Consider the following 12,652-nt stretch of genomic DNA (forward strand, 5'->3'; position numbering starts at 1 on the left):
CTGGTCAGAAAGCTGTCGCATGACCAAGCCGGTCGTGGACACGCCTCAACGCTAAATTGGTTTGTTGCTTCATGGTGCGGGTTTTTTCAGCGCCGGGTGGATCACTCGCGCAGTTTTGAATGGTCGCTAGAGGATAAACAGATGGCAAAGAAAAAGACAATACGAACGATTCCGCAGGAACGCACGCCCATGCGCGAGCAGGACGCGAAGATTCGAGCCAAGAATTTCGAGGAGGTGGCCTGCGGCTACAGCCTGGAAGATGCCTTGCGCGAGTCGGATCGTTGCCTGATGTGCCCGGATGAGCCCTGCATCTCCGGTTGCCCGGTAGGCATCAATATCCCCGGCTTCATCCAGAAAATAGGCGAAAAGAATTTCCGCGGCGCCTACGACATTCTGACCAATACCAATCTATTGCCCTCGATCTGCGGTCGGGTCTGCCCGCAGGAAAACCAATGCGAAGGCAAGTGCACGGTCGGCGAATCGCTCGAAGCGGTCGCCATCGGGCGCCTGGAGCGCTTTGTCGGCGACACCGCCATCAAGGAGGGTTGGGTCAATATTCCGTATATCGAACCGAATCGCTTCCGCGTCGGCATCGTCGGTTCGGGTCCAGCCGGCATGGCCTGCGCCGCGGACATGGCCAAGGCGGGTTGCGATGTCACCGTCTACGAGGCCTTTCATCAGCCGGGCGGGGTCCTGAAATACGGCATTCCGGATTTTCGCCTGCCCAATGCGGTGATCGACGCCGAGATCAACAATCTGAAAAAATTTGGCGTCAAGTTCGAATGCAACACCTTGGTTGGGCGCTTGTTCACGATCGAGCAAATGATTGACGAGATGGGCTTTCATGCCGTCTTTGTCGGCGTCGGCGCCGGCTACCCGACGATGCTCAACATTCCCGGTGATTCCCTCAACGGCGTGCTCTCGGCCAACGAGTTGCTGACACGCTGCAACCTGATGCGGGCCAGGGATTTTCCGAACTTCGATACGCCGCTGCCAATCGGCAAAAGGGTCGCCGTGGTCGGCGCCGGCAACACGGCGATGGACGCGGTGCGGGTCTCGATCCGGCTCGGCGCCGAGAAGGTGTATTGCATTTATCGCCGCTCGCGCACCGAAGCGCCGGCGCGGGCCGAGGAGGTCCATCACGCCGAGCAGGAAGGGGTGGAATACCACTGGCTGACCAATCCGGTGGCGGTGCTGGACGACGGCAAAGGCAGTGTGCGCGGCATGCGTTGCGTGCGCATGGAACTGGGCGAACCGGATGACTCGGGTCGGCGCCGGCCGGTCCCGGTGGCCGGCAGCGAGTTCGATTTCGAGGCCGACCTGATCGTCTACGCCATCGGTACCAACGCCAACCCGATCATGGGCCAGACCTCCAAGCTGAAGCTGAACAAATGGGGTTATATCGGTGCCGACGAGAACCTGGCTACCTCAGTGGCGGGTGTCTTTGCCGGCGGCGACATCGTCACCGGCGCAGCCACCGTGATCGAAGCCATGGGCGCCGGTCGCAAGGCGGCGCGCAGCATGAAGGCCTACCTCGGGATCAGGGACTCGGCGCTGGCTTACAGCGGCGCGGACGGGGGCAACGCCCACACCTTGTTCGGAATAGCCACGCGGGAGCGGAATTTCGCGCGTGTGCGGGTTGCTTAAGAATCGCTCAACAGCGTCTACGGAAAACAGCATGAACCAAATGACCAAGCAAAAGCCGATCAACAAGGTCGTCAAAAAAGCGGCGTCGCCCGCCAGCACCAAAGCGCCGATCCGCTTGAAGGAGCACATCGTTGAGATCATCAGCGATTCGGGCGAAGGCGCGCAAAAATGCGGTCAGTCCCTGGGCGCCATCGCGGCGCAGATGGGCAACGGCATCTGGACCACGGAAATCATCCCGGCCGAGATCCGGCCGCCGGCGCGCAGCGTCGCCGGCGCCAGCGGCAACCGCATCCGCATCGGATCGGGCTATATCACCAACGGTGGCGATGAGACCGACCTGGTGGTGGCATTCAACGAGCAGGTGCTGCTGGGACGCGTGCGAGCCAAGGAACTCAAGCCCGGCTGCATCATCCTGATGGAGAGCATGTGGCGCAGCCACAAGGATCCGAAAATCGTGGCCTCCTATATCGAGACCCATGACCGGGTCGTGGCGGCCGGCTACAAGGTGTACGAGATCCCAATGGAACAGCAGTGCCGTACCATGGTCGCGGACGCCAAACGCGGCAAGAACATGTACGTACTGGGCATGCTGTGCTACATCTACAGCCTGGACCTGAAGCTTGCGATCGATCAGATCGTGCTCACCTTCGGCAAGAAGGATCAGAGTGTGGTGGATGCCAATATCATGCTGCTCGAAGCCGGGCACAAATGGGCCGGCGCCAATCTCGATTTTTGCTACAGCATCCCGGCGACGCGCTCGACCGAACCCCAGGTGGTGGTCAACGGCAACACTGCCATGGCTTTGGGCGTGCTCGCATCGGGCATGGAAATTTGCGCCATGTACCCGATCACGCCGGCCACCTCGACCTCGCACTACCTGTCCGAAGTGTTCGAGAAGGTCGGCGGCATGGTGCACCAGGCCGAGGACGAGATCGCCGCCTGCGCCTTTGCCATCGGCGCTTCGTACGCCAGCAAATGCGCCGTCACCGTCACTTCCGGTCCCGGTTTTTCCCTGAAACAGGAGGCGATCGGCCTGGCCGTCATGGGCGAGATTCCGCTGGTGGTGGTGAACGTCCAGCGCGGCGGCCCCAGCACCGGACAACCGACCAAGATGGAACAGGGCGATCTGATGACCGCCATTTTCGGCAGTCACGGCGACGCGCCCAAGGTGGTGATGGCGCCTGGCACCATCGAGGAGTGTTTCTATTCCATCATCACGGCGCGCAAGATCGCCGAAACCTTCAACATGGTGGTGGTGGTCCTGTCCGACGCCGCGCTGGCCACCTCGCAGCAGCCCTTCAAACGTCCTGAGTTCAGCGAGACCTGGATGGCACCGCCGGTTGACCAGAGCCCGATTCCCAAGGGCGCCAGACCCTACGACTGGGACGACACCACCGGCCTGGCACGCCGCTTCATTCCGGGCCAGCCCGGTGGCATGCACACTCTGACCGGACTGGCTCACGATAGAGACAGCCATGTCGCGTATGACCCGGGCACCAACGAGGAAAGCTTGCGCGCCCGCAGCCTGAAGTTGGCGGCACTGCAAAAGACGCTGAAGGCACCCACGGTGTTTGGTGAGCGCAAGGGCGACCTGCTGGTGATCGGCTGGGGCAGCACCAAGGGCGCGATCGAGGAAGCGGTCGAGGCGCTGCGCGCCGAGGGCCGCAAGGTGTCCTCCATGCACTTGCAGTTCCTGCAGCCGCTACCCCCGGGGATCAAGGAAATCATGCAGGGTTTCAAGAAGGTCATGACCATCGAGAGCAATTGGAGCGACCGACCCGAGGACGAGATCATTGACGAAACCAATCGCCGTTATTCGTCGGTTGCGATCCTGCTGCGCTCGCGCTACCTGGTCGACATTGATTGCTGGAGCGATTGCAAGGGCCAGCCGATCAAACCCGGAGCGATCCGCCGCGTGTTGCTGAAACAACTGCAAAAGTAAAAGTACAGAAAGGTGAAAACACCATGAACATGATGTCCGCCACGGAATGCCTGCTGGAGATGTGCGACGAGCACTTCGAGCTCGAGGACTATCAGAGCGGGGTGCCGCGCTGGTGCACCGGCTGCGGCGACAACGCCATTCTTGCGGCGGTCCAGCGGCTGTGCCGGGACGAGGCCTTGTTACCTGAAAAAACAGTGTTCGTGTCGGGTATCGGATGCTCCAGCCGCTTTCCTCATTACATGAAGACCTACGGTTTTCACGGTATTCACGGGCGCGCGCTGCCGGTGGCCGAAGGCGTCAAAATGGCACGGCCCGACCTGACGGTGTTCGTCAATACCGGCGACGGCGACTGCACCAGCATCGGCGCCGCGCACTGGATCCACGCCATCCGCTACAACATGAATCTCACGGTGTTCCTGCACGACAACCAGATTTATGGTTTGACCAAGAAGCAGGCGTCGCCGACCTCACCGATCGGAACCAAGAGCAACACCACGCCACGCGGCAGTTACCTTGAAGCCTTGAACCCCTTGACGGTGACACTGGGCGTGCAGAACGTCTCCTTCGTGGCACAGGCGGTCGACTGGATTCCGGAGGTTCTGTTCGATATTGTCAAGGCCGCCTACCACCACAAGGGCTTGTCCTTCGTCCGCATCGTGCAACGCTGCCCGGAGTGGCTGCCAACCGCGCTGGATCCGTGGATGCATGACCCGAACCGGGTCCAATTGCTGAGTCACGAGAACGGTCTGCAGATCAGCGACGGCATGTCCAGAATCTACAAGAACCAGTTGCAACACGACCCGTCGAACATCGACCGGGCGCGTGAAATCGCCTCTGGTCGCGACAACATCCCGGTCGGAATTCTGTACCGCAACACTAGCGTTCCCTGCTATGAGGATCTGCGGCTGTCGGACAAGTTGCGTACCCCCGAACTGACGCGCACAGGACTCAACGCCGAACTGGACAAGTACACGGTCTGGCCGCAGCCAGCAGAACAGAAGGCAGGTAAGTAAAACATGGAAGCAGACACTCAAGCCCACGTTGCTTTTTTCTTGACCGGCAGACGTCCCAGCGAGCACCTGGACGCGGTCGACGGCCTTGGCCTGCGGCCGGCTCTTTTTGCCGGCTATCGTGAACTGACCCAGCTTCGCTATGATTTTCCGTTGCTGCTGGTCGATGGCCGCAGCGACGATCTGTTCGCGCAATCGCTGTCGGGTGTCATCGACGCCGCCCTGACCGGCGTGGCGCGGGGCGACGATGGCGAGCGCATCCGCAAACATGTGCTGCGACAGGAGCGCGAGATGCGCACGCTTGCCAGCGGCAGCGCCGTCAGCACGTTTTCGACGCTGTGGGACAAAGCCGCCGGCCAGCTCGCAAAGACAGGCGATAAATCGTTCCAGGACAGCTTGCGCCGCACCCGCGCCGCGATCAAGGTCGACGGCGCCGTGGTCGACTGCGATGCCACATTGCCCGCGCGCCTGCTGCAGCATGCCTGGGCGACAGGGCAAAGACAGAAGGCCCAGGTCTTCCGCAAAGAGCTTGACCGGCTGGTGCTGAAACTCTCCGACATTCTGAAAGCCGACTACCAGCGCTCCGACGCCGGGCGCAGCGCCAAACATTTGCAGGCCGCGGTGGGAACCGGCTTTGGCGACGCTTTCGACTTCAACGCGATGTCGCGCCTGCTGTCCAAGGCACTGCCCAAGGAGGCCTTTCCGGAAAGCCGTCGCAAGCGCATACGGGCGTTGATCGAGACCTTGAGCACGCAGCAATTCATTCCCTCAAGCGCCGGTGCCGCCAAACCCTACTCCTTCCTGTTCGACAGTTGTGCTGGCGCGCTGACCGCGTTTCGCGAGCGCATGCCCAAATTGGTCGCGCTGGCCAAGGCCATTGCCATTGCCGGGCTCGAGATCGATGGCCAGTACAGCGAAGCAAGACACGACGCCTTGTTCGAGCAGTTCGGTGCCAACGGACTTGATCCGCAGGATCTGGCCCAGTTTCCCGACTATCTGGTGTGCCTTGACGCCGAAAAAATGCAGGCTGCGGAGCACGCCCACCTGATGGAGATTCTTTCTTCGGGTTTGCCGATCAAGGTATTGCTCCAGATCGACGACATCCTCGAAGAGTCATCCGAAGGCGAAGGCAAGCTGAGCGCCGGCATGCGCAGCCGCCAAATCGCCAACATGGCGATCGGGCTCAACCAGGTGTACGTACTGCAGTCCAGCAGTTCCAACCTGTTCAGATTCCGTGAGCGCCTGCTGCGCGGCTTGGCTTACCGCGGTCCGGCCCTGTTCAGCGTGTTTTCCGGCGCCAGTGCCAAGGCCTCCGGTCTGCCGCCCTATCTGATGGCGGCGGCGGCGATGGAGTCGCGTGCCTTCCCGGCCTTCAGCTACGACCCCTCGGCCGGCCCCAACTGGGCTTCGCGCTTTTACCTGGAAGCCAACTCGCAACTTGATCTGGACTGGCCGGTACAGGAATTTACCTACGAGGACGAACAGCACCAGCGCGTCTCGCAGGATCTGGCCTTCACGCTGGTCGATTTTGTCGCCGGCGACCACCGCTACGCCAAGCACCTGGCGCGCGTTCCGCGCAGCAAGTGGAACGGCAGCATGATTGCGGTCGACGAATCGTTGACACGCGAGCGAAAAGGCCTGCCCGACAAGGTACCCAGCCTGCTGATGGTGGACGCCGACAATGTGCTGCAGAAAGTGATTGTCGACGAGCGCCTGATCCGGGAGGCACGCCGTTGCCGGGAAATGTGGCACAGCTTGCAGGAACTTGGCGGCGTTCACAATTCCCACGCGGAAATACTGCTGGCACGGGAAAAGAAGGCCTGGGAAGAACGCATGCAACAGGCCGCAGAAGCGCAAGCGGCCGTTGCGCCGGCCCCCGCTACCGTAGCGCCGCTGGCGGCCGCTGCGCCGGCCGCAGCCAGTGCGCCGGTGGAACAGGAACCCGAGAGATCGCCTGACGAAGCCTACATCGAGACCGCGCGCTGCTCGACTTGCAACGAGTGCACCACGCTGAACAACAAGATGTTCGCCTACGACGCAAACCAGCAGGCCTACATCACCGACGTCAACGCCGGCAGCTACGCCCAGCTGGTGGAGGCGGCGGAGAACTGCCAGGTGTCCATCATTCACCCCGGCAAACCGCGCAATCCGAAGGAACCGGGCCTGGAAGAGTTGCTCAAACGCGCCGAACCGTTCCTGTAAAACCACCCCGGCGGCAGTGGCCTGTCGCTGCCAGCCGCCTGGAAACGCTTTGTCGCCCATGGCCGCACGGATGCTTGGGAGCACCACAGAGGGTCCTCCTGCCGGCTGTTTTTTGAGCATTCTGGGTGCCTCAATGGGGCAGTCGACACTCATTCTTCCCTACTGGGACTTTAAGCGGGTGCGAATGGCGGTATTGCGGCTTGAAGTCTGGGGCTATCTGATCTTTGGCGACTATTAGTACTTCCCCCCTCACCAAAGCCATCTTAGAAATGTTATATTGCACTGCAACATTTCCTCAAGGCAAACTCACTGTGCTGTACCAACTCTACGAAACCCAACGGTCCCTGATGGAGCCCTTCAGCGACTTGGCTCAGTCTGCAGCCAAGGCCTATGGCAACCCGCTGTCCCTGTTTGGGCAAAACCCTTTTGCGCAACGCATTTCGGCCGGCTACGATTTGATGCATCGTCTGGGCAAAGACTATGAAAAGCCGGAGTTCGGCCTGCGCACGGTGGATGTCGACGGCATCGGGATTGCGATCCATGAACGCGTCGAAATCGACAAGTCGTTTTGTCAACTGCGCCGTTTCAAACGCTTCAGCGACGATCCGGCGACGCTCGAAAAACTCAAGGGACAGCCAGCGGTTTTGATCGTGGCGCCCCTGTCCGGCCACTACGCGACACTGCTGCGCGATACCGTCAAGGCAATGCTCAAGGATCACAAGGTCTACATCACCGACTGGAAAAACGCCCGCCTGATACCGCTGTCCGAAGGTAAGTTTTCCCTCGATGACTACGTCAACTACGTGCAGGAGTTCATTCGCCATCTACAGGCCAGCTACGGCAACTGCCATGTGGTCAGCGTCTGCCAGCCGACCGTGCCGGTGTTGGCGGCCGTTTCGCTGATGGCCAGCCGCGGTGAGTTGACGCCCTTGACCATGACCATGATGGGCGGTCCGATCGACGCCCGCAAATCGCCCACCGCGGTGAACAACCTGGCCATGAACAAGAGCCACGACTGGTTTGAGAACAACGTGATTTATCGCGTTCCCAGCAACTTCGCCGGTGCCGGACGACGCGTCTACCCAGGCTTCCTGCAGCACTCCGGCTTTGTCGCCATGAACCCCAGCAACCATGCCAAGAGTCATTACGACTACTTCAGAGACCTGATCAAGGGCGACGGTGCCAGCACCGAGGCGCACCGCAAGTTCTATGACGAGTACAACGCGGTGCTGGACATGGACGCCGACTATTACCTTGACACCATCAAAGTCGTGTTCCAGGAATTCAGTCTGGTCAATGGCACCTGGGACGTGAAGGGCGTCGATGGCAAGATCGAGCGCGTTCGACCCCAGGACATCACCAGCACCGCCCTGTTCTCGGTCGAAGGCGAGCTTGACGACATCTCCGGCTCGGGCCAAACCGAGGCCGTTCACAGCATCTGCAGCGGCGTCGTTGCATCCGAGCAAAAGCATCTGGAAGTAGCCGGTGCCGGGCACTACGGTATCTTCAGCGGTCGTCGCTGGCGTGAAGTGGTGTACCCGCAAGTCAAATCGTTCATCCTCAGTCACCAACCGGCAACGGTACTTGCCCAGGCACCTGGTGTCCCTTCGAAACCAGTGGCCGCGCCGATTAAACAGGCGTCCAGCAGCGCAAAGACCGTGACCAGGAAGACGGTTCGCAAAAAATAATGTCTGCGCTGGCCGACCAGCTGCTGGCCCTGCTGCCGCAAACCCAGTGCACCCGTTGCGGCTACCCGGACTGTGCGGCTTACGCGCTGGCCATGGCCCAGGGCAGGGCCGGCATCAACCAGTGTCCGCCGGGTGGCGCCCAGGGTATTGAATGGCTGGCAGCCGTCACCGGCAAGGCTGTCGTCGCGCTGAACCCGCTGCATGGTACCGAGGGGCCGCGCAGCATCGCCGTCATCGACGAGGCTTGGTGCATCGGCTGCACCCTGTGCATCGAGGCTTGTCCGACCGACGCCATCGTGGGCAGCAACAAGCTGATGCACGGCGTGATCGAGGCCTACTGCACCGGCTGCGAACTGTGTCTTCCAGTTTGCCCGGTGGATTGCATCCAGCTTGAAAACGTAACTGGTGCGGCCAGCGGCTGGGACGCCTGGTCAGCGCAGGATGCGGCGCTGGCGCGCGATCGCTATCAATTCAATGCCTACCGGCGCCATCGCGAGGTGCAGGAAAACGACTTGAGGCTGGAACAGAAAGCCATGCTGAAACTGGCCGACCTGGCGCAGCATTCGCAGCACACCGACCCCGTGATACTGGATAAAAAGCGCACCGTGATTGAGGCCGCGCTACAGCGCGCACGCGCCAAACGCGACACCGGAAAAGACGCCGACTCCTAGAGCCGGCTCACCTTATCCAAGCGCGTCATTGACCTGATCGTTGAACTCCGCCAGACTCACTGCGTCGCCGATTTCGCGTGGCATCGCGTCGCGCACCGAGAAAACCCCCAGTGTCTTATCGCTTTCCGAAACGATAGGCAGGTGCCGAAAGCCGCGCTCTATCATCATCAGAACGGCCTCGGCCACCTTCGTGTCCGGGCCCACCGTTTGCGGGTTGGGCGTCATGACGTCGCAGACCTGGGTGGTCTGTGGATTGAGCGCCTTGGCCAGGACACGCGTCATCAAATCACGCTCCGTCAGAATCCCCAACATGCTACCCGAGGGATCAATGACGAGCACATTGCTGGAATTGGCCTTGGTCATGACACATGCCGCCTCCCACACACTGGCATGTTGTGGCAGGGTGACCACGTGGCGCTGGGTCAAGGATTGAAAAACGGTGCGTTCAGGCATAACAAGAGTCCTTTCAAAATCACGTTTTCAGGTGGGGCGGCAGACAATTCCTTGCGCAGCGATGCGTTGATCTTTTCGTATTCCTAGCGTAGCGATGCGTTGATCTTTTCGAGCACCCGGGAACCGGGGCACAGTTGCTTGACGCCCATGCTGTTGAGCGGGGTGTCACTGGTGTTGAGGGACATGTGCAAGTCGGTGGCAATCGGGTCCAGATAGAGCAAGCCGGTCACCACTTCACCACGCACCTGATGCGAATTCATGTAACTCAGGGCCGCGTAGCGATCGGTCGGATCGTAGTCCTGGTGCAGCTTGCGCAGGCGCAGCGTCGAGCCATCGTGCTGCTGCACGTCAATCACTTCACCCGGCGCGTAGTCGGCGGTGATCTCGCTGCGCGAGGGCATGAAGTCAATTCGGCTCACCGCCTCGTTGTGCTGGCGCACATAGTCGTAGCTCTTGGTGCTGCCACCGTGGTTGTTGAAAGTGACGCACGGGCTGATGACGTCAATGAAGGCCGCGCCTCCGTGGTCGATGGCACCCTTGATGAGCGGCACCAGTTGCGCCTTGTCGCCGGAGAAACTGCGCGCCACGTAAGTGGCACCCAATTGAAGTGCCAAGCCGACCAGATCCACCGGGTTGTCGTTGTTGATCACACCCTTCTTGCTTTTCGAACCCCGGTCGGCGGTGGCCGAAAACTGCCCCTTGGTCAGACCGTAGACACCGTTGTTTTCCACGATGTAGGCCATGCGCACGCCGCGCCGCATGGCGTTGGCGAATTGCCCCAAGCCAATGGAGGCCGAGTCGCCGTCGCCCGAAACGCCCAGGTACAGCAGATCGCGGTTCGCCAGGTTGGCGCCGGTCAAGACCGAAGGCATGCGCCCATGCACCGTGTTGAAACCGTGCGAAGCGCCCAAAAAGTAGTCCGGCGTCTTGGAACTGCAACCAATGCCGGAGAGCTTGGCGACGCGGTGCGGCTCGATATCGAGTTCCCAGCAGGCCTGGATGATCGCCGCCGAGATCGAATCGTGCCCGCAGCCGGCGCACAAAGTGGAGATGCGGCCCTCGTAATCACGCCGCGTGTAGCCGACCTTGTTGGTGATAAGTGAGGGGTGATGCAGCTTGGGTTTGGCGAGGTAGGTCATGCGGCCTCCTGTTGCTTGGCAGCCGACGACGCCGGTTGCAGGTTATCTTCGATGAACCGGGTGATGAAGCGCGCCGTTATCGGCGTACCGTCGTAATGCAGCACTTTGACCAGTCGCGCCGGATCGACCAGCGCCTCGTTGACCAGCAACGAGTGCATTTGCGCGTCACGGTTTTGTTCCACCACAAACACCTTGTCGTGCTCCGCAACGAAACGCTCCACCGATGCCGGGAACGGAAACGCGCGCAAGCGCATGGCATCCAGATCGATGCCGCTGGCCGTCAGCACATCCAGCGCCTCCTGCATGGCGGGACTGGTGGAACCAAAGTAAAGCACCCCTAAACGGGTCGGGCGCGGGGCCTTGCGCAGCACGGGCTGCGGCACCAGATCGGCTGCCGTTTTGAACTTGTGCAGCAGCCGCTCCATGTTGTAGATGTAATCCGGTCCGCGCTCAGAGTAGCGTGCATACGGGTCGCGCGTGGTACCGCGGGTGAAAAAGCTGCCTTTGGTGGGGTGCGTTCCGGGCAAGGTACGCCACGGAATACCATCGCCATCGACGTCCTTGTAACGGCCAAAATCCTTGCCGGCCTCGAGCTCCTCGGCCGTCATGACCTTGCCGCGGTCGTAGTCCTGCGCGTCGTCCCAGACAAAGGGTTTGCATAAGCGCTGGTTCATGCCGATGTCCAGATCGGTCATGACAAAGATCGGGGTCTGCAAACGGTCCGCCAGGTCCAGCGCCGCCGCCGCGTGTTCAAAACACTCGTACGGATCTTCCGGAAACAGCATCACATGCTTGGTATCGCCATGCGAGGCATAAGCGCAGCTGAGCAAATCGGATTGCTGGGTGCGGGTCGGCATGCCGGTGGACGGTCCGCCGCGCTGCACGTTGATGATGGTGACCGGGATCTCGGCAAAATAGGCCAGACCAATGAACTCGGACATCAAGGAGATGCCCGGACCCGAAGTAGCGGTAAAAGCCCGCGCACCGTTCCAGCCAGCACCCACCACCATGCCAATCGAGGCCAGCTCATCCTCGGCCTGCACAATGGCAACATTGCTGCGTCCGGTGTGCTCATCGACCCGGTATTTGTCGCAAAACTTCTGGAACGCCTCGGGCACCGAGGACGACGGCGTGATCGGGTACCAAGCCGCCACGGTGGCGCCGCCATAGACACAGCCCAGCGCGGCGGCACTGTTGCCATCGGTGAATATCTGGTTGCCGACCTTGTCGGCGCGACGCACCCGCAGCCCCAACGGCGCGCTCAAGTTCTGCTTCACGTAATCGCGCCCCAGGTACAAGGCCCGCACGTTGGAGTCCAGCAGCATCTCCTTGCCCCGGTACTGTTCGGCAAAAAGCTTCTCGAAGACCTCGGCCTCGACATCCAGCAGCACAGACAAGGCACCCACGTAAATGATGTTCTTGAACAACTGGCGCTGGCGCGGCTCCGAATAGGCCGCATTGCTGATGTCGGTCAGCGGTATGCCGATGACCTCGATATCCTTGCGAAAACGCGACTCCGGGATCGGCCGCGTGCTATCGTAAAACAGGTAGCCGCCGCTCTGGATCTCGGCCACATCCGAATCCCAGGTCTGCGGGTTCATGGCCACCATCATGTCGACACCGCCGCGCCGGCCACCGTAGCCTTTTTCGCAAACCCGAGCCTCATACCAGGTCGGCATACCCTGAATGTTGCTGGGAAAAATGTTGCGCGGGCTGACTGGCACACCCATTCGCATGACGGCCTTGGCAAACAACTCATTGGCCGAGGCCGAGCCCGAGCCGTTGACGTTGGCGAACTTGATGACAAAGTCGTTGACTGCTTCAATACGTTTCATGCGACCCCCATCGCGCGGCGAACCACTTTTCCATCGCGGCATCTGGGTCCGGCCGGGGGCGTGTT

9 protein-coding genes are annotated in these 12,652 nt (G+C 60.9%); 6 read left to right on the forward strand and 3 right to left on the reverse strand.

Annotated features, from left to right (window positions below; genetic code table 11):
- The first annotated feature begins 141 nt into the window (after positions 1 to 141).
- From gltA to rsxB, 6 genes are all read left to right on the forward strand, one after another.
- Positions 142 to 1,647, forward strand: a complete 1,506-nt coding sequence (gltA, locus tag PHS32_RS23395; protein WP_301081886.1) for an NADPH-dependent glutamate synthase — start codon at positions 142 to 144, stop codon at positions 1,645 to 1,647.
- Between the two features lie 31 nt (positions 1,648 to 1,678).
- A complete protein-coding gene (locus tag PHS32_RS23400; RefSeq protein ID WP_301081887.1) occupies positions 1,679 to 3,589 on the forward strand; it encodes a 2-oxoacid:acceptor oxidoreductase subunit alpha in 1,911 nt (636 codons plus the stop codon).
- 23 nt (positions 3,590 to 3,612) lie between these two features.
- A complete protein-coding gene (locus PHS32_RS23405) occupies positions 3,613 to 4,602 on the forward strand; it encodes a thiamine pyrophosphate-dependent enzyme (protein WP_301081888.1) in 990 nt (329 codons plus the stop codon).
- A 3-nt stretch (positions 4,603 to 4,605) separates the two neighbouring features.
- Entirely contained in the window at positions 4,606 to 6,801 is a 2,196-nt protein-coding gene (locus PHS32_RS23410) for a hypothetical protein (RefSeq protein ID WP_301081889.1), read from the forward strand.
- A 311-nt stretch (positions 6,802 to 7,112) separates the two neighbouring features.
- Positions 7,113 to 8,489, forward strand: coding sequence for a polyhydroxyalkanoate depolymerase (phaZ, locus tag PHS32_RS23415; protein ID WP_301081890.1), 1,377 nt, complete (start codon positions 7,113 to 7,115; stop codon positions 8,487 to 8,489).
- Positions 8,489 to 9,160 carry an electron transport complex subunit RsxB gene (rsxB, locus tag PHS32_RS23420; protein ID WP_301081891.1) on the forward strand — a complete coding sequence of 224 codons (672 nt, stop codon included), beginning with the start codon at positions 8,489 to 8,491 and terminating at the stop codon, positions 9,158 to 9,160. Before phaZ ends, rsxB begins: the two co-directional genes overlap by 1 nt.
- Before the next feature lie 12 nt (positions 9,161 to 9,172).
- Here the strand turns inward: rsxB and PHS32_RS23425 are convergent, their stop codons facing one another.
- The 3 genes from PHS32_RS23425 to PHS32_RS23435 form a co-directional block, all read right to left on the reverse strand.
- A complete protein-coding gene (locus PHS32_RS23425; protein ID WP_301081892.1) occupies positions 9,173 to 9,613 on the reverse strand; it encodes a CBS domain-containing protein in 441 nt (146 codons plus the stop codon).
- A gap of 83 nt (positions 9,614 to 9,696) precedes the next feature.
- The gene (locus PHS32_RS23430; RefSeq protein ID WP_301081893.1) at positions 9,697 to 10,752 is read right to left on the reverse strand and encodes a 2-oxoacid:ferredoxin oxidoreductase subunit beta; all 1,056 of its coding nucleotides are present in this window, start codon (positions 10,750 to 10,752) and stop codon (positions 9,697 to 9,699) included.
- Complete coding sequence (locus PHS32_RS23435) at positions 10,749 to 12,587, reverse strand: 2-oxoacid:acceptor oxidoreductase subunit alpha (RefSeq protein ID WP_301081894.1); 1,839 nt, start codon at positions 12,585 to 12,587, stop codon at positions 10,749 to 10,751. The genes PHS32_RS23430 and PHS32_RS23435 overlap by 4 nt, the downstream gene beginning before the upstream one ends.
- Positions 12,588 to 12,652: the final 65 nt, after the last annotated feature.

The sequence above is a fragment of the Rhodoferax sp. genome (assembly GCF_028714215.1).
Lineage (GTDB): Bacteria > Pseudomonadota > Gammaproteobacteria > Burkholderiales > Burkholderiaceae_C > Rhodoferax.